The sequence below is a fragment of the Actinocorallia herbida genome (assembly GCF_003751225.1).
Taxonomy (GTDB): Bacteria; Actinomycetota; Actinomycetes; order Streptosporangiales; family Streptosporangiaceae; genus Actinocorallia; species Actinocorallia herbida.
The window spans coordinates 875,750-899,230 of the sequence record NZ_RJKE01000001.1 but is presented as its reverse complement, the minus strand read 5'-3'; the positions used below and the strand labels follow the sequence as shown (position 1 = coordinate 899,230).

Here is a 23,481-nt window from a genome sequence, read left to right as displayed (position 1 = left end):
TTCAGTCGCGTGCCGCGGCTAGGACAGCGCGCCGCAGCCGCCACCGATCGGCTCGAAGCCGTAGGAGCGGATGAGCGCGGTCTGGTCGCACACGTAGCCGGTCGGGCCGAAGACCGGCTCGAACTCGGCGGCGTCGCCGGTGCGGACGACGTTGTAGACCAGCCGCAGGAACTGGTGCGGGAAGTCGGCGGCGTTCAGGCGGATGTTCTTGCCCTTGACGCCGCCCTTCTTGGTGACGGTGATCTTGCCGGTGGTCGGCGAGACGCCCGAGATCTTGCCGAGGACGAGCTTGCCGTGGCGATCGCTCTTGTGGTTGATCGCCTGGGCGACCCACTGCGCGATGGAGAACGGCGCGATGGCGGCGCGGCCCGCGCCGACCTTGGTGCCGTCGTTCTCGATGTTGGTGGCCTTCTGGTTCACGCAGGAGCCGACCTGGGCGTCGGTCAGGCCGATCGCGCCGAGGAAGAAGGAGCGGGTGCCGGAGCCGGCCTGCGGCAGCCACGGCTTGATGGCGACGCGCTTCTTGCCGTTCTTCTTGCCGCCGACCTGGTCCCAGTAGCGGGCCGCGCCGGAGCACTTGTAGATGTTGGCGAGCTGGGACTTCTTCAGGCTCTTGGGCGCGAAGCTGTTGTAGTTCACCGCCCAGGTGACGCCGTCCTGCGCGAAGGCGTAGAAGCTCAGCGTGGCCTCGCTGCCGTCGGTCTTCTTCGCGCGCGAGGAACGGGCGAAGTCGTAAGCGCCCTCGGTGTCGGCCAGCAGCGCCTTGATGCCGTTGCTGGAGCCGACCACGCGGGCCCGCTTGGGCAGGCCCTTCTTCGGCACGAAGGTGGCCGAGCCGGTCGCGTTGAAGCTGGCGAGCTTGTTGGCCGGCTTCGTCTTGTTGTACGCGGCGGCGAGCGCGTTCACGACGTCCTGCGTCGTGTCCGAACCGACCCCGACGAAGTCGGTCTTGGCCGGCGTGAAGCCCGGGTCGGCGTTCGCCGGAACCTGGACGGCGCAGACGGCCAGCGCGACTGCCGCCGCGCTGAGGACCATCTTCTTGAGCATTCTTCCTCCGCGAAGATGCTTCGGCGGCATGACCGCCGCCGGCGAGCCACTCAGCTCGCGGAGGCTTACCTTGGGCCCACCAGACGAACGCACGACGCCGGTTCAGATGTCCGATCTCACCTCAATAGGCGAATTGCTAACAAACAACACAAAAGACAGCGAACATCACACGCGGTCACCGCGTCCCAGGGCCGGAACGCGACGGCACCCCGCCGGAACCGTGTCCGGTGGGGTGCCGTGCGCCGACGTCAGCCGAGCGCGCTGAGAATGTCCTCTTCGATCTCGCCGCGCAGCACGTCGTCGGTCACCGGGCCGCCGTCGTGCCCGACGACGTAGAACACGTCGACGGCCTCCGAGCCCAGCGTGTCGATCTTCGCGGCGCGGATGTGCAGGCCGCAGTCGCCCAGGACCCGGCCGATCCGCCACAGCAGGCCCGGCCTGTCGTGCGCGCGGACCTCCACCACGGTGGCGGTGCTCGACGCCTCCTCCACGAAGGTGACCCTGGGCGGCGCGACCGGCACGCCGGGCCTGGTCCGGACGGCCTTGGCGCGCCGCTCCAGCCGGTCGGCCACGTCGAGCCGCCCGGCGAGGGCGCGGCGCAGGTCCGCCTCGATCGACGCGGGCTCCGGCGGGCTGCCGAACTCGGGCTGCGCGGTGAACTCGATGACGGCGTTGCCGCCGCCGACGTCGCCGTGCGAGAACGTCCGTGCGGTGCGCAGGACCAGCCTGTGCAGGGCGAGCACGCCCGCGGCCTGCCAGAGCAGCCCGGGACGGTCCCAGGCGACCACGGTGATGCTCAGCGACCCGCCCGTGTGCCGCGCCCAGGTGCCGCGGACCGCGGAGCTGCTGACCCGGACGGCGACGCCGTCGTGCCTGGCCAGCGCGAGCTGGGCGGAGGTCGGCGCGGGCGTGCGCGGCGGCTCGTCGCCGCGCAGGGCGGCCCCGGTGCGCCGGACGAGCTCGTCGATGAGCCTGGCCTTCCAGGAACCCCACGCGGCGGGGCCCGTCGCGCCCGCGTCGGCGGCGGCGAGCGCGTGCAGCAGTTCGAGGACGAGCGGCGTCCCGACGGCCTCGGCGACGGTCTCGATGGTGCGCGGATCGTCGAGATCTCGGCGGGTCGCGGTGTCGGGCAGCAGCAGGTGGTGCAGGACGACGGCCTCCAGGACCTCGACGTCCTCCTTGGGGAAGCCGAGGTAGGCGGCGATCACCCGGGTGTGCTCGGCGCCCGCGATCGAGTGGTCGCGGCCCGAGCCGTCCTTGCCGATGTCGTGCAGGAAGGCGCCCACGAGCAGCAGGTCGGGGCGGGAGGAGTCGCGGATGCGGGCCGCGACGCCCGCGGCGGCCTCCATGAGGTGCCGGTCGACGGTCCACTTGTGGACGGCGTTGCGCTGCGGCCGGTTCCTGACCCGGGTCCAGTCCGGGATCATCCGCACCACGAGGCCCACCTGGTCCAGCCCCTCCCAGACGGGGATCGCCGCGGGGCCCGCGCCCAGCAGCGAGACCAGGGCGGTGCGGGCGGACTCCGGCCACGGGACGGGCAGGGCGGTGAAGGACTTGGCGAGCTGGTCGAGCGTCGCGGGGGCGAGCGGGAGGCCCGCGTTGGCCGAGGCGGCGGCCGCGCGCAGCGGCATCGACGGGTCCGCGAGGTTCGCGCCGCGCGCCAGGACCACCTCTCCCTGGTACTCGACGAGGCCGTCGGCGATGGGCGTGCGCTCGGCGCGCGCGGGCGGGGCGCAGAAGCGCTCGACGTTCCGCCAGACGGTGTCGGCCGCGTAGGAGATCGTCCGGGCGGCCTCGGCGACGGCCCCGAGCAGCGCGATGCCGTCGGCCAGGCCGAGTTCCTCGGCGACGCCGTCCTGTTCCTGCAGCAGGAGGCGGTCGGCGGAGCGGCCCGTGCGCTTGTGCAGCGCGTGACGGATGTCGAGGAGGGTGTCGTAGGCGGCCCTGACCCTTGAGGACGGCTCGGGCACCGCCCAGGTCGCGACCACGGCCTGCATCACGTGCACGTCGCGCAGTCCGCCCTTGGCGTCCTTGACGTCGCCTTCCAGGAGGAAGGCGAGCTCGCCCAGCCGTTCCCACCTTTCCGCGGTCATCTCCCGCAGTTCCGGCAGCCGGGTCCGCGCCGAGGCGCGCCAGTCGGCCAGCACCTTGGAGCGCACGTCCTCGGCGAGCCGGCGGTCCCCCGCGACGCACCTGCCGTGCAGCAGCCCCATCAGGGCCTTGAGGTCCTCCCCCGCGACGGCCCTGGCCTCGGCGACCGTGCGCACCGAATGGTCGAGCTGGAGGCCGCGATCCCAGACGGGGTACCAGATCTTCTCGGCGAGCTCGGCGATGTCCGCCCGTCCCTCGTGCAGCAGGACGAGGTCGAGATCCCCTCCCGGGGTGAGGTCTCTTCGGCCGAGGCTGCCGACCGCCACGAGCGCGACGCCCTCGGCGTCCGCCACCAACTCCGCAAGCCACTCGTCAAGCTCGGCCACCCGGGTGGCCCGTTCCGTCGCGAAACTCAAGCCCTTCACCTCTCCGCACAGAGTAAGGGGCGCTCCGGAATGTACTCCGGAACGCCCCTCGCGCTCTCCCCCGAACCCGACAGCCGCCTAGAGGGCCTCGGCTCCGGTCTCGCCGGTCCGCACGCGGACCACCGTGTCGACCGAGGTCGACCAGACCTTGCCGTCGCCGATCTTGCCGGTCTGCGCGGCCTTCACGACCACGTCGATGACCTCTTCGGCGTCCTCGTCCTCGACGAGGACCTCGAGGCGGATCTTCGGCACGACGTCGACCTTGTACTCGGCGCCTCGGTAGACCTCGGTGTGGCCCTTCTGACGGCCGAAGCCGCTGGCCTCACTGACGGTCATGCCCTTGACCCCGAAGGTCTCCAGGGCGGCCTTCACGTCGTCCAGTTTGAACGGCTTGATGATGGCGGTGATCAGCTTCACGCGTCAGCCTCAACCTTCTTGATGTCGGAGACCGGGGCCGAGATCGAGGAGGCGGTGCCCGAGTGGGAGGGGGCCAGGTCGTAGGCGCTCTCGGCGTGGGCCGCGATGTCGATGCCGTTGACCTCGTCCTCTTCGGAGATCCGGAAGCCCATGGTCATGTCGATGACCTTACCGAGGATGTAGGAGACCACGAAGGAGTAGAGACCCACGACCACCGGGCCGAGCACCTGGAGGCCGAGCTGGCGCCAGCCGTGCTCGCCGTACAGGACACCCTGCTCCTGGCCGTCGAGGAACGGGTAGCGGGCGAGGAAGCCCAGGGCCACGGCGCCGATGACACCGCCGACCAGGTGCACGCCGACCACGTCGAGCGAGTCGTCGTAGCCGAACTTGTACTTGAGGCCGACCGCGTAGGCGCAGGCCGCACCGGCGAGGACGCCCAGGAGGACCGCGGCCCAGGGGTCGACGAAACCACAGGCCGGCGTGATCGCGACGAGACCGGCGACCGCGCCGGAGGCGGCGCCCAGCGAGGTGGCGTGGCCGTCGCGGAGCTTCTCGACCAGCAGCCAGGCGCCGGCGGCGACGGCCGCGGCGATCTGGGTGTTGATGAAGGCCAGCGCGGCGGTGCCGTCGACGGCGAGCTCAGAGCCGGCGTTGAAGCCGAACCAGCCGAACCACAGGAGCGCGGCGCCGAGCAGGACGTACGGCAGGTTGTGCGGGCGCATGGGCTCCTTCGGCCAGCCCTTGCGCTTGCCGAGCACCAGGGCGAGCGCGAGAGCGGCCGCACCGGCGTTGATGTGGACGACCGTGCCGCCCGCGAAGTCCTCGATGCCCAGCTCGGTGAGCCAGCCGCCGCCCCAGACCCAGTGCGCGACCGGGAAGTAGACCAGCGTGGCCCACAGCCCGCCGAACACGACCCAGGCGCCGAACTTGGCGCGGTCCGCGATGGCGCCCGAGATCAGGGCGACGGTGATGATCGCGAAGGTCAGCTGGAAGGCCGAGAAGGTGAGGGACGGCATGCCGCCCTCATCCGAGGTGGCCGTGGTGATCAGGCTCTGCAGGCCCCAGGCGTCGAGGCCGCCGACGAACTTGTTGACCGTCTCGTTGCCGGCCGCGTCGAAGGCGAGCGAGTGGCCGAAGAGAACCCAGAGAACGGTGACCGTGATCATGCTGACGAACGACATCATCATCATGTTCAGGACAGACTTGGCCCGGGTCATGCCGCCGTAGAAGAAGGCGAGGCCTGGGGTCATCAGCAGAACGAGCGCGGTGGCCGCGATCATCCAGGCTGTACTGCCGGTGTCGATCTTATCCATGAGGAAGAGCGCCCCTCCAAGTGCGGATTTGCCTTTCGCCCAGAAGACTCTTCCTCGGCGGTTTCACCCTCGCGGCACAGATGTTTCCGACGTGTGAAACATGCAGAACCGATGTTTCACAAGTGTTTCCCCTCTCGCATCGTTCCAACCCGCGTCAAGCGATCATCGAATACAGCGTCCGAACCGTGACTTTCCCGAAATCTCGGGACGCAAAGGGGGACCGGCCCGCGTGGGCCGGTCCCCCTTGCCTGGCAGGGTCAGGGCTGACGGTGGGTGCCGCTGGTGTGCGCGCCTCCCGCCGTGTGGGTGCCGCCGGGCGCACCCGGGTCGACCCACTCCATGCCCGGTACCTGGGCCGTCTGCTTGTGCGCCATCGCGCCCCACAGGGCGAAGCCGGTGAGCGCGATGCTCGCGGCGATCGACAGGTACCAGCCGGCGTCCAGGCCGATGCCCGCGTCGGCCAGCGCCACCGCCTCGCTGCCGCCCAGGACGGGCGGGATGTCCAGCGCGTTACCGAAGCGGAACGCGAAGACCACGCAGGCGATGAACGCGAGGACGCCGCAGATGGCCGAGCCCATGAGCATGCCGCGGCGGTTGCCGTCGGTCACCAGCGCGGCCAGGGCCATCGCACCGGCGAGGAAGGCGAGGACCAACGCGATCTTGCCCTCCCACAACCGGACGCCGCTCATCGTCGCGGCGCTGAAGAAGGTCACGCTTATCCACGGCAGCAGAGTGCCGATGATCAGCACTCCCGCGGAGATCGCCGACGCCTTCGACGCCGTCGAGGTGATGCGTTGCTCGGCGGAAAGCAGCGGGGGCATACCGCGTTCTGCGGCCATCTCCCCGTGCATTCCCCCGGTCGTCTGGGCGGGCGAACCGCTCGGCGCGCCCCCAGGAGCGGCCTCTCCCCCCGCGGATGTCGCGCCGTGCGGGCGCCTGGTCGGTGTTGACACTTCGATCCCCCCGATCTGTACGGGTTCGTGCCTATCTCCTCACGTAAGCACAGATCGAGGGGGAACGTTCCAAGCCCGGTTATCCGCAGCGGCTAGATTCCGTCAAACCGATCTTTCTTCCTGGTCTCCGGCCCGATCTTCCGCGGGCCTTTCCGGGAAATCAGCCGAGGATGGCGTCGACGAAGGCGCCGGGCTCGAACGGGGCGAGGTCGTCGGGGCCCTCGCCCAGGCCGACGAGCTTCACCGGGACGCCGAGCTCGCGCTGGACGGCGATGACGATGCCGCCCTTGGCGGTGCCGTCCATCTTGGTCAGCGCGATCCCGGTGATGTTCACCGCCTCGGCGAACACGCGGGCCTGGGTGAGGCCGTTCTGGCCCGTCGTGGCGTCCAGGACCAGCAGCACCTCGTCCACCGCGGCCTGCTTCTCGATCACCCGCTTGACCTTGCCGAGCTCGTCCATGAGGCCGACCTTGGTGTGCAGCCGGCCCGCGGTGTCGATGATGACGGTGTCGACGCCCTCGGCGATGCCCTCCTTGACCGCCTCGAACGCGACGCTGGCCGGGTCGCCCGCCTCCGGGCCGCGCACGGTCCTGGCGCCCACGCGCTCGCCCCAGGTGACGAGCTGGTCGGCTGCGGCGGCGCGGAAGGTGTCCGCGGCGCCCAGCACGACGGACTTGCCGTCGCCGACCAGGACGCGGGCCAGCTTGCCCGTGGTCGTGGTCTTGCCGGTGCCGTTGACGCCGACGACCATGACGACCGCCGGGTTGCCCCCGTGCTTGTCCACCTTGAGGCCGCGCGGGAGATCCGGGCCGATCTGCGCGATGAGCTGCTCGCGCAGCATCGCCTTGACCTCGTCCGGGCCCCGCTTGCCGTCGACCCGGACCCGGGTGCGCAGCTCGTCGACGATCATCCGGGACGGGGTGACGCCGACGTCGGCGGTGATGAGGATGTCCTCGATCTCGTCCCAGTCGTCGTCGGTCAGGGAATCCCGGGACAGCAGGGCGAGCAGCCCCTGTCCGAGGGTGCTCTGGGAGCGGGCGAGGCGCGCGCGCAGCCGCTGGAGCCGGCCCGCGCTCGGCGGCGGCACCTCGATCTCGGGCGCGGGCGGCGCCTGGGCGGAGGGTGGCGCCGGGGCCGTGGCGACCCCGCCCTCCCCGAGATCCGCACCGGTGCCCTTCGGTTCGGTGATCTGCGGCGCCTCTGGCGGCGCCTCGATGGTCGGGGCGCCCGAGCGGGACCGCAGCAGCGCGACAGTCCCGCCGACCGCGATGATCACGAGCAGCGCGATACCGAGAATCAGATATTCCATAGCCCGTCCAGTCTCGCAGACTCCGGGCGCTCAGGCCGGTTCGGCCTCGCGGAGCCGCTGGCTGATCACCTGGGAGACGCCGTCGCCGCGCATGCTGACGCCGTACAGCGCGTCCGCGCCCTCCATCGTCCGCTTCTGGTGGGTGATGACGATGAGCTGGGACGTGTCGCGCAGTTCCTCGAAGACGCCGATGAGCCGCTGGGTGTTGGTGTCGTCCAGCGCGGCCTCGACCTCGTCGAGCACGTAGAACGGGCTCGGCCGCGCCTTGAACACCGCGACGAGGAAGGCGATCGCCACCAGCGAGCGCTCCCCGCCGGACAGCAGCGACAGCCGCTTCACCTTCTTGCCGGGCGGACGGGCGGCGACCTCGATGCCGGTGGCGAGCATGTCGTCGGGGTCGGTGAGGGACAGCGAGCCCTCGCCGCCGGGGAACAGCCTGCCGAAGATCCCGGCGAAGTGCTCGGCGGTCTCGGCGTAGGCCGCGGCGAACACCTCCTGTACCCGTTGGTCGACGTCCTTCACGATGTCGAAAAGATCCCTGCGGGTCTTCTTCAGGTCCTCCAGCTGCGAGGTGAGGAAGGCGTGCCGCTCCTCCAGCGCCGCGAACTCCTCGAGGGCGAGCGGGTTGACCTTGCCGAGCTGGGCCATCTGCCGCTCGGCGGCCTTGGCCCGCTTCTCCTGGACGGCCCGGTCGAACGGCTCGGGCGACGCCTCGGGGTCCTGCGGCGGGACGAGCTGGTCCGGGCCGTACTCGGCGACCAGCCCTTCCACCTCCATGCCGTACTCCTCCAGCGCCTTCTCCTGGAGCCGCTCCAGCCGCAGCCGCTGCTCGGCCCGCGCCACCTCACTGCCGTGCACCACGTTCACCAGGCGCTCGAGCTGGGTGGCGTACTCGCGGACCTGCCCGCGGACGATCTTCAGTTCCTCCTCGCGGGCGGCACGGCGGCGCTCGGCGTCCTCCCGCTCGGCGACCGCGACCTCCAGGGACCGCGCGATCCGGGCCAGCGCGATCTGCGCGCCGTCCTGGACGGCCCGCGCGATGCGCGCCTGCTCCTCGCGGCGGCGGCGCCGCTCGACCGCGAGCGCCCGGTTGCGGCGCTCGGCCTCGGCCTGCCGGTCCAGCGCGTCGGCGCGGCCGGCGAGGGCGCCCGCGCGCTCCTCGGCGGTGCGGACGGCGAGGCGCGCCTCCATCTCGGTGCCGCGCAGCTCGCCGACGCGTTCGGCGAGCTCCTCGCGGATCTCGGTGTCGGGCTCCTCCTCGGGCTCGGCCTCCGCGTCGGCCTCGTAGCGCTCCTCCATCTCGGCGAGGCGCTCGGCGGTGGTGTCCCGGTGGTCTTCGGCGTCGCGGACGTTGCCCGCCAGCCGCTCGGCCTCCTGCCCGGCCGCGTGTGCGGCGGCCTGGAGGCGGGCCTCCTGCTTGGCCTCCTGGGCGGCAGCGGCGTCGGCCTCGCGGAGCCTGGCGCGGACCCCGTCGAGCTCGGACTGGGCCTGGCCGACACCGGCCTGCGCGGCGGCCGACAGCGCCTGGGCCTCCTCGACCGCGAGCTGCGCCTCGGCCTCTGCCTCGGCGGCCTCCTCAAGACTCGCGGCACTCAGTTCCGCGGCCTCGTGCGCCCGGCCGAGCGCGGCCACCGCCTCGTCCAGCGAGGCGCGCATCTGGAGCGGGCCCTGCCCGCTGGAGGAGCCGACGCGCGCCCAGTGGGCGCCCAGCAGCCTGCCGTCGCGGGTGACCGCGCGCAGCCGGGGCTCGCCGGCGACGATCTCCCGCGCCCGCGCCGGGTCGTCCACCACGACGACGCCTTCTAGCAGCCGGTCCAGCGCGGGGCGCAGTGGCTCGGGCACGGTCACCAGCTCCGCCGCCCAGACACCTCCGGACGGGCAGGGATCGCCCGTGCCCGGCACCTTCGGCGCCGCGCCGATGACGAGTCCGGCGGCCGCGCCGCGCTCGCCCAGGAACGCGAGGGCCTCGGCCGCGGTGTCCAGCGACGCCACCGCGACGGCCTCGGTCAGCGCACCGAGGACCGCGGCGATCGCGGCCTCCGCGCCGGGACGGACTGCCAGCGCCGACGCGAGAGTGCCCTCCACCCCGGCGAGGCCGGACGACAGCAGTGCCTCACCGCCGTCGGGGGCGGACCCGAGGCCCAGTTCGAGCGCCTCGATCCTGGCCTGGAGGGCGGTGGTCTCCTTCTGGGCGCGCTGGTCGGCGGTGCGGGCCGCGGTGATCTGCTCGCGGGCCGCCTTGAGCGCCCGCTGCGGCCCCTCGACCGCCGTGCGCGCGGCCGCGGCGCTCTCCTTGGCCGCGGCGAGGGCGGCCTCGGCCAGCTCCAGGTCGGCGGCGAGCCGCGGGTCGACCTCGTTCTCGGACTGGAAGGCCGCGGCTTCGGCCAGCGCGGCCACCGCGCGGTCCTCGGCGGCCAGGCGGGCCTCGGTGAGCCTGCCGATCTCGGCGCCCGCCGCCTGGAGGCGGGAGCGCAGCGCGTCGAGGGCGGCGCGCTGCCGGGCCAGGGACTCGCGGCGCTCGGCGGCGGCCCTGGCGAGCTGCTGGATCCGCCGGTCCTCGGCGGCCAGGGCCGACTCGGCCCCCGCGCGCTCGCCGACGGCCTGCTCCAGCGTGCCCTGGGCCTCTTCGAGGCGCTCGGCCAGGACCTCCTCCTGCGCGCGGACCTCCTCGGCCTCGCGCTCCAGGTCCTCGGGGTCGCGGCCGAACCGCTCCTCGCCGGAGAATCCCGTCGCGCCCCGGTGCCGCTCCGCGGCGAGGTCGGCGACGCCGCGCAGCCGCTCCTGGAGCGACGACAGCCGGAACCAGGTCTCCTGGACCGCGGCCAGCACGGGCGCGGCCTCGGCCGACTCGGCGTCCAGGTGCTCCTCGCGGGCCTGGGCGGTGGCCAGCGCGGCCTCCACCTCGGCCCTGCGCCTGCGCACCGAGTCCTCGTCCGCGGTCTCGCGCTCGATCTTGGCGGCGAGGGTGACGAGATCGTCGGCGAGCAGCCGCAGCTTGGCGTCGCGCAGCTCGGCCTGGATCATCGCGGCGCGGCGCGCGATCTCGGCCTGCTTGCCGAGCGGCTTGAGCTGGCGGCGCAGTTCGGTGGTGAGGTCCTGCACGCGGGTGAGGTTGGCCTGCATCGCGTCGAGCTTCCGCAGCGCCTTCTCCTTGCGCTTGCGGTGCTTCAGGACGCCCGCGGCCTCCTCGACGATCGCGCGGCGGCCCTCGGGACCTGCGTTGAGCACCTGGTCGAGCTGGCCCTGGCCGATGATCACGTGCATCTCGCGGCCGATGCCGGAGTCCGACAGCAGCTCCTGGACGTCCAGCAGCCGGCAGCCGTCGCCGTTGATCGAGTACTCGCTGGAGCCCGACCGGAACATCAGCCGGCTGATCGTGACCTCGGAGTAGTCGATCGGCAGGGCGCCGTCGGAGTTGTCGATGGTCAGCACGACCTCGGCGCGGCCCAGGGGCGCGCGGTTGGCCGTGCCGGCGAAGATGACGTCCTCCATCTTGCCGCCGCGCAGCGACTTGGCGCCCTGCTCGCCCATGACCCAGGCGAGGGCGTCGACGACGTTGGACTTGCCCGAGCCGTTCGGACCGACCACGCAGGTGATGCCGGGCTCGAACCGCAGCGTCGTGGAGGACGCGAAGGACTTGAACCCGCGCAGGGTCAGGCTCTTGAGATACACGCGCGGACTGTCCCCCTCACGGATGCGGCCCCCGGCGGCGGGCCTTCGAGTGACCGGTGGTGGCCGGGAGTGAAGGAAAGCAGCTTAACCCCGGTGCCGGGCCTCCCCATCGTCCCATCGTCGGGAAGCGCACACCGAGGTTTTCCACAGCCGTGACGAAAACCTGTGAAATGACAAAAGGGACGCGATTGTCATCGACGTCCCTGTCTGTCGGTACCCGGGATTGACCGCGTGTGGACTTGGTCTGTACTGATATACCCGGATACAGCCGCGCGTCAGGTGAGCGCGGGCTCTCGGTCGACGGAGTGCACGACCTCAGACGTACTGAGGGCGTCCTTCTCCTCCTGGAGCCGAACGAGTTCGGCTTCCAGATCCCGTACCCGCCGCTGGAGACGTCGCATCTCCGCGACCATCCGGGGGTCGGGACCGCCGACGTGGCCGAGTAGAGCCTTCGCCATGATTGAGGGTCCTCCACGCTGAGTAACCAGCAGAGATCACACTGCACTCATGATAGGGCAGCGGTTATCAACTCAACTAGAGTCGCACTGGCCGGGACGCCGGTCAAGTCGCACGTCACAGACCCGTAACAACCCTGTCCTAAAGAGTTTAGCAGGTCTGTCGCGGATTGCCAGTCGGTCATCTTTCCACGAAACCCTCAACATTACCGCGGGCCGCATCCCACCGCTCAGTAACACCATCAACACGCCCCGGCGTGTTGCCCGATCCGAGCAGTTCCAGCAGGCTTTCACAGGCCGTTCTCGACCCCTCGGCGACGACCTCGACCCGGCCGTCGCGCAGGTTGTTCGCCGAGCCGACGAGGCCCAGTTCCAGCGCCCGTGACCTGGTCCACCAACGGAAACCCACGCCCTGGACCTTTCCGCGCACCCACGCGGTCAGCCGGACCTCCGCCGCGGCCCCTTCCGGGCCTCCCCCGGCCGTCATCAGGACGCCTTCACGCCGCGCGGCCGCGGCTGGCACTTGGGGCAGCTGTAGGACGAGCGGTTCATGAAGACCTCCCGGCGGATCGGCGTACCGCAGCGCGGGCAGGGCTCGTCGCGGCGGCCGTAGGCGTTCAGGGAGCGCGCGAAGTAGCCGCTCTCCCCGTTGACGTTGACGTAGAGGCTGTCGAAGGAGGTCCCGCCCGCGGTCAGCGCGGCCCCCATGACCTCCCTGACGGACGCCAGCAGCTCCGCGGCCTTCGGCCTGGTCAGCGTGGAGGTGAGGCGCTCTCCGTGCAGTTTGGCCAGCCACAGGGCCTCGTCCGCGTAGATGTTCCCCACCCCGCTGATCAGGGACTGGTCGAGCAGCGCCCGCTTCACCCCGGTCTGCTTGCGTTTCAGGGCGACGAAGAACGCCGCGTCGTCGAAGGCGGCCTCGAACGGGTCGGGCGCGATGTGCGCGATCACGTCCGGGACGGGGTCCGCGCCGCCCGCCCGGTCCGGGACGAGCGGGCAGACCATGAGGTGGCCGAACGTCCGCTGGTCCACGAACCGCAGATCGGTGCCGTCGGGCGTCCCGGTGTCGGTGAAGGTGAAGCGGACCCGCAGGTGCTTCTGCGGGGCGGCGGAGGCCGCGCCGACGAGGAGCTGCCCGCTCATCCCCAGATGGGCGAGCACGGCTCCGCCGCCGCCGGCGTCGTCCTCGCCGTAAGGCAGCCACAGATACTTGCCGCGCCGCTTCGGCCCGGCAAGGGTGACCCCGGCCAGGCGGGCGGAGAACTCCGACTCCCCCGGCAGGTACCTGCGGATGGCCCTCGGGTGCAGCACCTCGACGGTCGAGATCGTCCGGCCCGCGACCCAGTCCGCCAGCCCTCGGCGGACGACCTCGACCTCTGGCAGTTCAGGCATCGCCGCCCTTGCCCGCCTTGGCCGACTTGGCCGCGGCGTCGAGCCCCGCGCGGATCTCCGTCCAGGCGGCCTCCGCGGCCTTCTGCTCGGCGTCCTTCTTACTGCGGCCCTCACCCAGCCCGTAGGCCTTGCCGCCGACCCGCACCGAGGCGCGGAACGTCTTCTGGTGGTCGGGGCCGCTCTCGTCCACGTGGTACTCCGGGACGCCCAGGCCCTCGTCGGCGGTGAGCTCCTGGAGCGAGGTCTTCCAGTCGAGGCCGGCGCCGAGCTTCGACGAGCTGGCGATCAGGCCGTCGAACAGCCGGTGCACGAGCGCGGACGCCTCACCGAGACCCTGGTCGAGGTAGACGCAGCCGATCAGCGCCTCCAGGGTGTCGGCGAGGATCGAGGACTTGTCGCGGCCCCCGGTCCCCTCCTCGCCCCTGCCGAGCCGGATGTGCGCGCCGAGGTCGAGGCCACGGGCGACGCCCGCGAGCGCCTTCATGTTGACCACCGCCGCGCGCAGCTTGGCGAGCTGCCCCTCGGGCAGGTCGGGGTGGCCGCGGTACAGGGTGTCGGTGACGACGAGGCCGAGCACGGAGTCCCCGAGGAACTCCAGCCGCTCGTTGGTGGGCAGGCCGCCGTTCTCATAGGCGTACGACCTGTGCGTCAGCGCCCGCTCCAGCAGGGCCGGATCAAGGCTGAGGCCGATCCGCTCCTCCAGCGCTGCGGTGGGGACGGTCATTCCAGCTCCTCACATGACGAGGCCCGCGGGCCGGGATGAGGGCGGATCCGTCACTCGGTGGGACCGCGTCCGGAGGGCGAGGTGCGCGCCGGCAGGATTCCGGCGTGCACCACGGCCTCAGGTGGCCGCACGGGTGAGGACTGCCCCTATGACGAAACCGGGGGACGGCCCGCACGCGAAAAGCGTGCGGCACCGGCCCCCGGGGGTAGGTCTCGCGGCAGCGACTAGGCCGTCTCGATGACCTGCCGCTTGTTGTAGGTACCGCAGTTGGAGCAGGCCACGTGGGGCAGCTTCTGGTCACGGCACTGCGGGCACTCCACCAGCGCGATGCGCGGAGCCTTCCACTGCGACCGGCGGTGGCGGGTGTTGCTGCGGGACTTCTTCCGCTTCGGGACGGCCACTTTGTCAGCCCTCCTGGCTTTCTTCTCGTTGTTCGGCAAGGCCCTGCAATGCCGCCCACCGGGGGTCGGCGACGTCGTGCGTGTGCTCGGGGCCGACATCGGCCAACCGCTCACCGCATTCCGCGCAGAGGCCGGGACAATCGTCCTGGCACAGGGGGGACAGCGGCAGTGCCAGCACCACCGCGTCCCGGAGCACCGGCTCCAGATCGAGGAGATCCCCGTCAAGACGGCGTTCGTCGTCGTCGGCACCCGCTCCAGATCGGGTGTCGTCGTAGACGAACAGTTCCTGGAAATCCACCTCCAGGGTGAAGGAGATGTCGTCCAGGCAGCGCGCGCACTCGCCCTGGATGGGCAAGAACGCCGTGCCCGAAACGAGCACGCCCTCCATCACCGATTCGAGCCGAAGGTCGACCTCGATCTCGGCGTTCGTGGGAACGCCGACCATTTCGACGCCCAGACCCTCCGGTGCGGGAGGGGTGATCCGCTGTTCCTTCATCGATCCCGGGCGTCGGCCGAGCGTCCTCGTGTCGATGACGAGCGGCGCCTTGGGATCGAGGCTGGACAGGGCTCCCCCTTCAGGGCTCGACTCTGGACCGGCGTTTCGCCGGTCCGAGTGAACACGTTTGCACGGTTGGATCGCCACGTCAGGCATGGCCGATAGACAAGGGTACCGGTGTCTGGGGGCTCACCCCAACTCAACCCAGGTCCTGCGCCCGATTCCGCCAGAATCAGCCCGATTCCCGGGCTGCGGCAGGCGTCGTTCAGGCGTCCTTCAAGCGCTCGATCAGCCGCTCGTGCACCAGCTCCGGCACGAGCCCCGACGCGTCCCCGCCCCACCGGACGACCTCTTTCATGAGGCTGGACGACAGGAAGGCGTACTCGGGGCTGGTCGCCATGAACAGCGTCTCCACCCCCGACATCCTGTTGTTCATCTGGGCGATCTGGAGCTCGTAGTCGTAGTCGGTGACGGCGCGCAGACCACGGACGATCACGGGGATGTCGTGCTGCTTGCAGTAGTCGACGGTCAGGCCCCGGAAGGAGTCGACCTTGACGTTGCCGAGGTCCCGCGTGACCTCGCGGATCATGTCGAGCCGCTCCTCGACGGAGAAGAGGCTCTTCTTGGCCAGGTTGATCGACACCATGACCACGACCTCGTCGTAGAGCCGGGAGGCACGGCTGATGATGTCCAGATGACCATTTGTCACCGGGTCGAAAGAGCCCGGACAGACGACTCGGCGCACGACCATCAAATCCTTTCGGTGCAGACGGCGCGAAGGTACCAAATGGCCCTTCCCCGGGCGGAAGCCGGGGCAAGGATGGTCAGGTGAGCGCGGCCGCGATGGCCGCCATGATCGGCCCCGCGACGCTCCCCCCGTAGCCTGCCCCCTGCGTCATCACCGCGATCGCGTGCGGTCCGGAGACGGTGTACCCGACGAACCAGCGGTCGTTGTAGGCCGCGCCGTCCACGTCGGCGGTGCCGGTCTTGCCCGCCACGCCGTCGCCCTGGAGGTTGGTGGCCGTCCCCTCGCTGACCACCGCCTCCATCATCTGCCGCAGTTCCGCGGCGCGTCCCGCGGTGACCGCCCTGCCGAAGACGACCGGGTCGGTCGTGTCGATCGTCGCGTTCCGCACGGTGATCTTCTCGACGAGGTGGGGGCGCATCAGCACGCCGTCGTTCTCCACCGCGGCGGCGACCAGGGCCATCTGGAGCACCGTGGCGACGTTCGCGCCCTGCCCGTAGGAGGCCAGGGCCGTCTGCGCCGCGTCGGTGTCGGGAAAGTCACTGGCCACGGCGTTGAGTCCCGGCGCGTACTCGAAGCGCGTGCCGTAGCCGAAGGACTCGGACTGCTCCCTCATCCCCGCGTTGCCGACCTCCTCGGCGCCGATCTCTGCGAACGTGGTGTTGCAGGACTGGGCGAAAGCGTTGATGAGGGTCGTCCGCGCCTCGCTGCACGGCCCCGAGTCGTGGCTGTTGGAGATGCTCGTCGTCGTCCCCGGGAGCCGGTACGACGCGCCCGCGGGCACCGTCCCGTCCTCGGCGATACCGTGCGCGAGCGCCGCCGCGGCCGTCACGATCTTGAAGGACGAGCCGGGCGGGTACAGCTCGCGGGTCGCCTTGTTGAGCAGGGGGTCGCCCGCGGCGCCCTCCAGCTTCTTGAGCGCGCCGCTCGCGGCGGACGCGTCGCGCACGGAGACGGTCGCCGGGTCGTAGGACGGGTAGGACGCCATGGCCTCGATCGCGCCCGTCTCGGCGTTGACGGCCACGGCCGCGGCCTGGAGGGAAGTGCTGGCCTTCAACTGCCGGTACGCGACCCGCTGGGCACGGGGCACGATCGTGGTGTGCACGTCGCCGCCCTTCGGCAGCTTGCCCGTGATCCAGTCCACGAGGCCGCGTACCGAGACCGTGCTGTCGGTCCCGTCCAGCACGGCGTTCATACCCTGCTCCAGGCCGGTCTTGCTGAACGCGCCGAAGTAGCCCGTCACCGGAGAGAAGACCTCGCCTTCCCGGTACCGGCGGTCGTAGGTCTTGCCGTCCTCGTTCTTCACGGAGTACGCCACCTGGACGTCCCCGGCGAGGATCGCGCCCCGGTCGCGCTCGTACTGCCGGTTGAACTGCCGGGCGTTGCGGCTGTCCTGCCGCAGCCGGTCCGACTGGAACGCCATGATCAGGGTGATGTTGACCATGATGGCGATGATCATGGCGAGCGCGACCACCGCGGTACGCCTGAGCTGGACGTTCACACCCGCCGACGCTAACGAGCGGCGGGAAAAGCGAAGGAAAAGCCCCGCCTACGCGGGGTGCTCGGAGGGCTCCGGGAGCTCGTAGGACGCGTAGTGGATGACCGCCTCGCCGTAGCGCCTCTCGCGTTCGGGGAGGTAGCCCTCGGGCCACTTCGGCGCCGGGCTCCTCTTGGCCCGCTCTATCGCGATGAGGGCGCCGTCGGCGAGCCAGCCGTTGTCGCGCAGCCCTTCGAGGATCTCGGCGATCGTCTCGTCGGAGACCGCGTAGGGCGGGTCGGCGAACACGAAGTCGTAGCGCTCGTCCGGCGCCGTCCGCACGAGCCGCTCCACCTTGTCGGTGACGAGCACCGCCCCCGGCAGCCGGAGCGTCTCGATGTTCTCCCGGATCACCTTGGCGGCCTTCGGATGCGCCTCCACGAGCAGCGCATGGCCCGCCCCCCGAGACAGCGCCTCAAGACCGACCGCCCCCGATCCCGCGAAGAGATCAGCCGCCCGGATCCCCGAGAGGTCCCCCAGCAGCGCCTGCACCGTGGAGAACAGCCCTTCCCGAGCCCGATCGGCCGTGGGCCGCGTCTCCCGCCCCTCCAACGTGGCCAGCCTCCGGCCCCCCGCCACCCCGGCGATCACCCTTGTCATAAGACCCATTCTCCCGCCCCCGCGACGCCCCCCGCCCATGCCCTTCCAGCCCCCGCCTCCCCAGAAGCCCCCAGCCCGACCACGAGCCACGGCCCATGACAAGGAACCCCCTCAAAGAAGGGTTCCACCCGGCCAACGGCCGCGGGCCCTGACAAGAAGCCCCCTCAACAGGAACTCCAGCCCGGCCAACGGCCACCGGCCTTGACAAGAAGCCCCCTCGACAGGAATTCCAGCCCGGCCAACGGCCAGGGGCCCTGACGAGGAACCACACCGGTGTGATCGGGCGCCCCGGGGCCTGCCCCGGAGTCCTGCGAGCCGCCAGGCGAGCAGGACGCAGGGGCAGGCCCCGGGATCTCAAGCGCCGATCACCGCCACGCCGAAGGCGGGGCGATCAAGCAAGAGCCCACCGGACCTGGGTGCGGACGCCCGGGTCGGGGTCGGCGAGGGATTCGGTGAGGGCGGCGAGGACGCCGGGGTCGCTGGAGGCCCACTGTTCGAGGGACTTGACGGCTTCCCGGCGGACGTCGACGACGGGATCGCGAAGGGCCGTGGTGAGGGGCGAGGCGGCGGAGGTGGCGGGGGCGGAGGCGAGGGTGCGGGCCGCGCGCTTGCGCACCTGCCAGCCCGGGTGGGCGAGGGAGCGGAGGACGGGCGGGACGAGCCCGTCGGGGAGGCCGAGGGTCTCGGCGGCGTCGAGGGCGGCGAGGCGGACCACGGGGTCGTGGTCGCCGAGGAGCTGGTCGAGGCCGTCGGCGCTGCCGAGGCGGGCGAGCCCGTCGGCGACCGCCACCCGGACGTCGCGGGACGGGTCGTCGGCGGCTTCGCGGACGGCGCCGGCGTCCCGGAGCCAGGTGAGGGCGAAGACGGCCTGAGCGCGGATCTGGGGCTCTCCGTCGGCGAGTCCCTGGGCGTACAGCGCGCGGTGCGCTTCGGCGAGCAGCCGCAGGTGCGCGCGGGCGGTGCCGCGGACGAGGGGGTCTCCTCCGCCGGAGGCGGCGAGGCGGAGCGCGTCGATGCCGTCCTCGCCGACGGGCGGGCGCAGCGTGGTGAGGACGAGCGCGGCGGCCGCGCGCACTTCGGCGTCGGCGTCGGCGAGCGCCCAGGCGAGGGCGTCGCCCGCGCCGCTCGGCGCGATCTCGCCGAGCAGTTCGACGGCGGCGCGGCGCACGCGGGGGTCGGGGTCGCGGAGGTGTTCTTCGAAGATGGTCAGGTCGGACATGTGGGGCTCCTTCCGGGTCGGCCGAGTACGTGGATCAGCGGCGGCGACACAGGCAGCTCGCCTGGCGTCGCAGATCGACGTGCGGGCGGCCGACCAGCAGGAGTGAGGTCATGGGACGATCGTCGCCCAGAAAACCTTCAATGTCAACCTGTTTAGTAGGCAATACCTCGTAGAGGCACGATCATCTGGTCCGTGCCCCGAGCCAGGGCCCGTTCTCAGGTCTTGTCGAGGTAGTCGGCGCGCTCGTCGGTGAGCAGTTCCGCGAGGGCCGCGGAGAGCTCGGGATGGGCCGCCAGCCCCGGATCCTCGGCGACGACCCGGGCCGCCTCCTTGCGCGCGGCCGTGATCACCTTCTCGTCGAACTGGAGGGTGAGCAGCCGCAGCGCCGAGCGGTTGCCGGACTGGGCGGCCCCCAGGATGTCGCCCTCCTTGCGCTGCTCCAGGTCCAGCCGGGACAGCTCGAAGCCGTCCGTGGTCGAGGCGACGGCGTCGAGGCGGCGGCGCGCGGGGGCGTCCGGGGGCGTGTCGGTGACCAGCAGGCAGAGGCCCGGCAGCCCGCCGCGGCCCACCCGGCCGCGCAGCTGGTGCAGCTGGGAGACGCCGAAGCGGTCCGCGTCCATGATCATCATCAGGGTGGCGTTCGGCACGTCGACGCCGACCTCGATGACGGTCGTGGCCAGCAGCACGTCCGTCTCTCCGGAGGAGAACCGCCGCATCGCCGCCTCCTTGTCGTCCGGGTGCATCCGCCCGTGCAGGACGTCGATGCGCAGCCCCCTCAGCAGCTCGCCTTCCAGCATCGGGAGCAGTTCCATGACGGCCAGCGGAGGCCGCTCGCCCGGCTGCTGCGCCTCGCCCTCCTCGCGCGAAGGCGCGTCTTCCTCGCCGATCCGGGGGCACACGATGTACGCCTGACGGCCCTGCCCTGCCTCCTCGCGGATCCGATCCCAGGCACGGGCGAGGAACGCGGGCTTCTCCGGGGGGACCACGTGGGTGGCGATCGGAGAGCGGCCCGCCGGGAGCTGGGCGAGGACCGAGGTGTCCAGGTCACCGAAGACGGTCATCGCCACCGTGCGCGGAATCGGCGTCGCCGTCATGACCAGGACGTGCGGCCTGCCTCCGGCGACCTTCTCCCGCAGCGCGTCGCGCTGCTCCACGCCGAACCTGTGCTGCTCGTCCACCACGATCAGGCCGAGGTCGGCGAACTGCACGTGCTCCTGGATGAGCGCGTGGGTGCCGACGACGATCCCGGCGCCGCCCGAGGCGGCCTCCAGGAGCGCCGCGCGCTTGACCTTCGCGCCTTGGGAGCCGGTGAGGAGGGCCACCCTTGTGGCGCCCTCGGCTCCGTCGATCTGCCCCGCGCGGCCGAGGGGGCCGAGCAGCGCCTGGATCGAGCGGAAGTGCTGCTGGGCGAGGACCTCGGTGGGGGCGAGCAGGGCCGCCTGGCCGCCACCGTCGACGACCTGGAGCATCGCGCGGAGCGCGATGACGGTCTTGCCCGCGCCGACGTCGCCCTGGAGCAGCCGGTGCATGGGATGCTCCCGGGCCAGGTCCGCCGCGATCTCCTCGCCGACCTGCACCTGCCCCTCGGTCAGGGTGAAGGGCAGCGCGGCGTCGAAGGCGGCGCGCAACCCTCCGGCGCGGTCCGGGCGCGGGGTCGCGGGCAGGTCCGCGGCGGCCGCGCGGCGCAGCGCCAGCGCGAGCTGCACATAGAACGCCTCGTCCCATTTCAGCCGTTTGCGCGCGGCCTTCAGCTCGTCGTCGTCCTTCGGCCGGTGGATGCCCTCGATGGCGGCGCTCAGCGAGACGAGGCCGCGCCTGGCGAGCAGTTCGGACGGCATCGGGTCGGGAAGGTCGAGGCCGGGCCCGAGCGCGTATTCGACCGCCTTCTTCACCTTCCAGGACGGCAGGTCCTTGGTGGCCGGATAAAGCGGGATGGGCTTCGCCGCGTACTCCTCGACGGTCTCGGCCGTGGCCCTTCCCGGGATGACCTCGTAGTCGGGGTGGTTGAGCTGGACCTTGTTGCGGAACAGCCCGACTCGGCCGGCGATCATCGCCAGGACGTCCGGCTGGAGGTCGGCGCCCGCCTTGTGCACCCCGGTGCCGAAGAAGGTGAGCCCGATGCGGCGGCCCGTGGCGTCCTCGACGGTGACCTCGAGCAGCAGATAGGGCCGTTTGGTGATCTTGCGCTGGCGGGACTCGACGACCCGTCCGACGACGGTCACGTCCTCCCCTTCGGCCAGCGAGGCGAGGTCGGTGAGTTCCCCGTGGCGCACGTACCTGCGCGGATAGTGCCGCAGCAGGTCGCCGACCGTCTCCATGTCCCACTTGCTCTTGAGGACCTTGGCGGTCTTGTCGCCGACGGTCTTCCTCAGGTCGTCTGCGAGAGTCACGCGGTCCATTACATCCGATAGCGGTGACATCGGCCGACCCGTCGATCACGAAGGCGCGCCGGCCCGGCTGCGACAAGGTAAAGATCAGGGGAAACGGCTTGCCCCAAACGGTAAAAAAGGACACCCTGGTAAGGTGTGTTAGATCACCCACAATGAAGTGGAGCATCACCATCATGGTCGCTTTGGCCACCACCCCCAGTATCCACAAGAGGCACCTCGGCCTCCTGGATTCCTTGGCGGAACGGCTCGCCCCGCACGGACTGCGCGCAAGGCTCGAGCAGCCCATCGGACGCCCGCCCGCCCTCCACGTCAGCAACCCCGCGGCCCCCGGCGTCGCCGAAGAGATCGTGCTCGAAGACGAGTCGCTCTGGTGGCCCTGGGGAGACCGGATCTCCGCCGCAGGAGACCTCGACGCGGCCGCAGCCAGTGTCTGCCGCGTCCTCGGCGTCGCTTCTCATTCGACCCCGAAGAGCACCGGATACAGGACCTGGCCGCCGTCATAGGCCGTCATCTCCACGTCGGGCCGCTGCGCCCGCAGTCCTTCGGCGATCCCGGCGGCGAAACCCGCCGGGATCCCTGCGCCGGTGACCACGGTCACCAGCTCGCCGCCGCCGGAGAGCATGCGGGCCAGCACCTGCCTCGCCACCTCCGCCGGCGAGGACCCGATCATCACCACGTCGCCCTCGATCAGGCCGAGCACGTCGCCCGCGCGGCAGACCCCGACGGTCGTCATCGCCTCGCCCGTCGCGATCTGGAGGCCGCCGAAGCGGGTCGCCAGCGCCGTGCCCGTCATCGCGATCACGTCGTCGCGGAAGTGCCGGACCGGATCGTGCACCGCGAGCGCCGCGAGCCCCTGCACCGACGCCTTCGTCGGGATCACCGAGACGCGCACGCCGCTTTCGCGGGCGCGCACCGCCGCCGCCTCCGCGAGCGCCAGGACCTCGGGCTCGTTCGGCAGGACGGCCACTTCGTCTCCCGCGCCGAGGACCGCCTGCACCAGGGCGTCCAAAGGCGGCATCCCGCCTGAGGGGCGGCGTACGACGACGGCCCCCGCCTCCTCGAAGAGCGCGGCCAGACCGTCGGCCGCGGTCACCGCCACCACGCCACGGCCCTTGCAGGGCGCCTTGGGACGGCTCGAACCGCCCAGATAGGTGACGCGGATCCTCCGGGTGCGCCCCGCCGCGAGGCCCGCCTCGATGGCGGCGCCCGCGTCGTCCACGTGCACATGGACGTTCCACAGGCCGTCCCCCCCGACGACGACGAGCGAGTCGCCCAGGCCGTCGAGCGCCTTGCGCAGCTCCGGGACCCGGGAGTCCTCGGCCTCCAGCAGGTACATCACCTCGTACCCGGCCCCTTCGGCCTCTCCTGGCCGACGCCCCTGCGCCGGGACCACGACGGTCGGCTCGGTCCGCGCGGGGACCTCGTAGCGCTCGGGGTACTCCTCGGTGACGACGGCCGCCAGGGCGTCCAGGACGACGCACAGGCCGGCCGCCCCCGCGTCCACGACGCCGTGCTCCGCGAGGAGGGGCAGCCCCTCAGGAGTGGCGCGCAAGGCCGTGCGCGCGCCGCGCGCCGCCGCCGCCAGCGTCTCGGCCAGCCGGGACGCGGGCGCCGCGTCGCGCGGTGGGAAGAGCGCCTCCGGGGCCGCCGCCGCGGCCGCCGCGGCGTCGAGCACGGTGAGGATCGTGCCGTCGGCGGGCCGCGACACCGACGCGCGGGCGAGCCGGGCGGCGTGCGCCAGGCCGTCGGCGAGGTCGGGGCCGGTCGCCGGGGGCCGCGGGCCGAGGGTGTCGGCGAGGCCGCACAGCACCTGGCTGACGATCACCCCGGAGTTGCCGCGCGCGCCGACGAGCGCGCCCCTGCCGAGCGCCCGCCAGACCTCCGCCGGCGGCGCGTCCCGCGGCAGCGCCTCGACGGCCTCGGCGCCGGCCAGGAGGGTCAGGTGCAGGTTGGTCCCGGTGTCCCGGTCGGGGACGGGGAAGACGTTGAGCGCGTCGATCTCGGTCCGGGCGCGGCCCAGCGCGTCGGCCGCCAGGCGCGCCCAGCGGCGTACCGCGGGCCCGTCCAGGGTGTCGGGCACGAGATCCCTTTCCCGAGCAGGCACAGGGCGCCGCCGGCGCAGCGCGTCTCCGGAAAAGCCTATGCCGAACCGGCTTTCCCGGCATTCCGGACACACGTCCGCGGGGAGATCGGGGTTCGATTCGCCTAGTCACGGCGGCTTCGGCTACCCTGGTCCGAGCGTCCCCCTGCGCGGGGACCTTTTCCGTGTAGCGCCCCGGCCGCAAACCGCCCGGG

Annotated in this window: 21 protein-coding genes; 1 reads left to right on the top strand and 20 read right to left on the bottom strand. The window is 71.7% G+C overall.

All coding sequences use genetic code 11. The features are described from left to right. Window positions 1-18 precede the first annotated feature (18 nt). The 19 genes from EDD29_RS04385 to recG form a co-directional block, all read right to left on the bottom strand. Window positions 19-1,047, bottom strand: a complete 1,029-nt coding sequence (locus EDD29_RS04385) for a PstS family phosphate ABC transporter substrate-binding protein (protein WP_123662532.1) — start codon at window positions 1,045-1,047, stop codon at window positions 19-21. 248 nt (window positions 1,048-1,295) lie between these two features. After that, window positions 1,296-3,563, bottom strand: a complete 2,268-nt coding sequence (locus tag EDD29_RS04380; protein WP_246052504.1) for a [protein-PII] uridylyltransferase — start codon at window positions 3,561-3,563, stop codon at window positions 1,296-1,298. A gap of 78 nt (window positions 3,564-3,641) precedes the next feature. Further along, the gene (locus EDD29_RS04375; RefSeq protein WP_123662527.1) at window positions 3,642-3,980 is read right to left on the bottom strand and encodes a P-II family nitrogen regulator; all 339 of its coding nucleotides are present in this window, start codon (window positions 3,978-3,980) and stop codon (window positions 3,642-3,644) included. Beyond that, window positions 3,977-5,293, bottom strand: coding sequence for an ammonium transporter (locus tag EDD29_RS04370; protein WP_123662525.1), 1,317 nt, complete (start codon window positions 5,291-5,293; stop codon window positions 3,977-3,979). Before EDD29_RS04370 ends, EDD29_RS04375 begins: the two co-directional genes overlap by 4 nt. Window positions 5,294-5,550: 257 nt before the next feature. Beyond that, window positions 5,551-6,132 (bottom strand): hypothetical protein, encoded by a 582-nt coding sequence (locus tag EDD29_RS04365; RefSeq protein WP_148085873.1) that lies wholly within the window; start codon window positions 6,130-6,132, stop codon window positions 5,551-5,553. Between the two features lie 274 nt (window positions 6,133-6,406). Further along, on the bottom strand, window positions 6,407-7,555 hold the full coding sequence (gene ftsY, locus EDD29_RS04360) for a signal recognition particle-docking protein FtsY (RefSeq protein WP_123662521.1): 1,149 nt from the start codon (window positions 7,553-7,555) through the stop codon (window positions 6,407-6,409). A gap of 30 nt (window positions 7,556-7,585) precedes the next feature. Then, complete coding sequence (gene smc, locus EDD29_RS04355; RefSeq protein WP_123662519.1) at window positions 7,586-11,227, bottom strand: chromosome segregation protein SMC; 3,642 nt, start codon at window positions 11,225-11,227, stop codon at window positions 7,586-7,588. A gap of 275 nt (window positions 11,228-11,502) precedes the next feature. Next, the gene (locus tag EDD29_RS04350) at window positions 11,503-11,685 is read right to left on the bottom strand and encodes a hypothetical protein (protein ID WP_123662518.1); all 183 of its coding nucleotides are present in this window, start codon (window positions 11,683-11,685) and stop codon (window positions 11,503-11,505) included. Window positions 11,686-11,863: 178 nt separating this feature from the next. Continuing rightward, window positions 11,864-12,169 carry an acylphosphatase gene (locus EDD29_RS04345; protein WP_123670259.1) on the bottom strand — a complete coding sequence of 102 codons (306 nt, stop codon included), beginning with the start codon at window positions 12,167-12,169 and terminating at the stop codon, window positions 11,864-11,866. Continuing rightward, window positions 12,169-13,074: a bifunctional DNA-formamidopyrimidine glycosylase/DNA-(apurinic or apyrimidinic site) lyase gene (mutM, locus tag EDD29_RS04340; RefSeq protein WP_123662516.1), complete on the bottom strand. Its 906-nt coding sequence runs from the start codon at window positions 13,072-13,074 to the stop codon at window positions 12,169-12,171. The genes EDD29_RS04345 and mutM overlap by 1 nt, the downstream gene beginning before the upstream one ends. Then, the gene (rnc, locus tag EDD29_RS04335; RefSeq protein WP_123662514.1) at window positions 13,067-13,798 is read right to left on the bottom strand and encodes a ribonuclease III; all 732 of its coding nucleotides are present in this window, start codon (window positions 13,796-13,798) and stop codon (window positions 13,067-13,069) included. The genes mutM and rnc overlap by 8 nt, the downstream gene beginning before the upstream one ends. 224 nt (window positions 13,799-14,022) lie before the next feature. Continuing rightward, window positions 14,023-14,199: a 50S ribosomal protein L32 gene (rpmF, locus tag EDD29_RS04330; RefSeq protein ID WP_123662512.1), complete on the bottom strand. Its 177-nt coding sequence runs from the start codon at window positions 14,197-14,199 to the stop codon at window positions 14,023-14,025. 4 nt (window positions 14,200-14,203) lie between these two features. Then, window positions 14,204-14,851 carry a YceD family protein gene (locus tag EDD29_RS04325; protein WP_123662511.1) on the bottom strand — a complete coding sequence of 216 codons (648 nt, stop codon included), beginning with the start codon at window positions 14,849-14,851 and terminating at the stop codon, window positions 14,204-14,206. 109 nt (window positions 14,852-14,960) lie between these two features. Beyond that, a complete protein-coding gene (coaD, locus tag EDD29_RS04320) occupies window positions 14,961-15,440 on the bottom strand; it encodes a pantetheine-phosphate adenylyltransferase (protein ID WP_211359553.1) in 480 nt (159 codons plus the stop codon). Between the two features lie 79 nt (window positions 15,441-15,519). Next, window positions 15,520-16,941: a penicillin-binding transpeptidase domain-containing protein gene (locus tag EDD29_RS04315; RefSeq protein ID WP_148085872.1), complete on the bottom strand. Its 1,422-nt coding sequence runs from the start codon at window positions 16,939-16,941 to the stop codon at window positions 15,520-15,522. A 48-nt stretch (window positions 16,942-16,989) separates the two neighbouring features. Beyond that, window positions 16,990-17,577: a 16S rRNA (guanine(966)-N(2))-methyltransferase RsmD gene (gene rsmD, locus EDD29_RS04310; RefSeq protein WP_123662506.1), complete on the bottom strand. Its 588-nt coding sequence runs from the start codon at window positions 17,575-17,577 to the stop codon at window positions 16,990-16,992. Between the two features lie 391 nt (window positions 17,578-17,968). Continuing rightward, window positions 17,969-18,796 (bottom strand): HEAT repeat domain-containing protein, encoded by an 828-nt coding sequence (locus EDD29_RS04305; RefSeq protein WP_170201285.1) that lies wholly within the window; start codon window positions 18,794-18,796, stop codon window positions 17,969-17,971. Window positions 18,797-18,830: 34 nt separating this feature from the next. Continuing rightward, window positions 18,831-18,908: a putative leader peptide gene (locus tag EDD29_RS48055; protein WP_425455008.1), complete on the bottom strand. Its 78-nt coding sequence runs from the start codon at window positions 18,906-18,908 to the stop codon at window positions 18,831-18,833. A 103-nt stretch (window positions 18,909-19,011) separates the two neighbouring features. After that, entirely contained in the window at window positions 19,012-21,195 is a 2,184-nt protein-coding gene (recG, locus tag EDD29_RS04300; protein ID WP_123662502.1) for an ATP-dependent DNA helicase RecG, read from the bottom strand. A gap of 143 nt (window positions 21,196-21,338) precedes the next feature. On the opposite strand from recG, the gene EDD29_RS04295 reads away from it, so the two are divergent. Continuing rightward, a complete protein-coding gene (locus tag EDD29_RS04295; protein WP_123662500.1) occupies window positions 21,339-21,689 on the top strand; it encodes a hypothetical protein in 351 nt (116 codons plus the stop codon). Here EDD29_RS04295 and EDD29_RS04290 read toward each other — a convergent pair. Beyond that, on the bottom strand, window positions 21,641-23,266 hold the full coding sequence (locus tag EDD29_RS04290) for a DAK2 domain-containing protein (RefSeq protein ID WP_123662497.1): 1,626 nt from the start codon (window positions 23,264-23,266) through the stop codon (window positions 21,641-21,643). The genes EDD29_RS04295 and EDD29_RS04290 overlap by 49 nt on opposite strands. Window positions 23,267-23,481 lie beyond the last annotated feature (215 nt).

Coding starts and splice junctions, on each gene's coding strand:
- rsmD (WP_123662506.1), bottom strand. CDS start 17,577: ATGACAAGGGTGATCGCCGGGGTGGCGGGGGGCCGGAGGCTGGCCACG.
- EDD29_RS04385 (WP_123662532.1), bottom strand. CDS start 1,047: ATGCTCAAGAAGATGGTCCTCAGCGCGGCGGCAGTCGCGCTGGCCGTC.
- EDD29_RS04345 (WP_123670259.1), bottom strand. CDS start 12,169: ATGACGGCCGGGGGAGGCCCGGAAGGGGCCGCGGCGGAGGTCCGGCTG.
- EDD29_RS48055 (WP_425455008.1), bottom strand. CDS start 18,908: ATGACCTCACTCCTGCTGGTCGGCCGCCCGCACGTCGATCTGCGACGC.
- EDD29_RS04370 (WP_123662525.1), bottom strand. CDS start 5,293: ATGGATAAGATCGACACCGGCAGTACAGCCTGGATGATCGCGGCCACC.
- EDD29_RS04350 (WP_123662518.1), bottom strand. CDS start 11,685: ATGGCGAAGGCTCTACTCGGCCACGTCGGCGGTCCCGACCCCCGGATG.
- EDD29_RS04325 (WP_123662511.1), bottom strand. CDS start 14,851: ATGCCTGACGTGGCGATCCAACCGTGCAAACGTGTTCACTCGGACCGG.
- rnc (WP_123662514.1), bottom strand. CDS start 13,798: ATGACCGTCCCCACCGCAGCGCTGGAGGAGCGGATCGGCCTCAGCCTT.
- EDD29_RS04305 (WP_170201285.1), bottom strand. CDS start 18,796: ATGTCCGACCTGACCATCTTCGAAGAACACCTCCGCGACCCCGACCCC.
- EDD29_RS04365 (WP_148085873.1), bottom strand. CDS start 6,132: ATGGCCGCAGAACGCGGTATGCCCCCGCTGCTTTCCGCCGAGCAACGC.
- mutM (WP_123662516.1), bottom strand. CDS start 13,074: ATGCCTGAACTGCCAGAGGTCGAGGTCGTCCGCCGAGGGCTGGCGGAC.
- ftsY (WP_123662521.1), bottom strand. CDS start 7,555: ATGGAATATCTGATTCTCGGTATCGCGCTGCTCGTGATCATCGCGGTC.
- EDD29_RS04295 (WP_123662500.1), top strand. CDS start 21,339: ATGAAGTGGAGCATCACCATCATGGTCGCTTTGGCCACCACCCCCAGT.
- recG (WP_123662502.1), bottom strand. CDS start 21,195: ATGGACCGCGTGACTCTCGCAGACGACCTGAGGAAGACCGTCGGCGAC.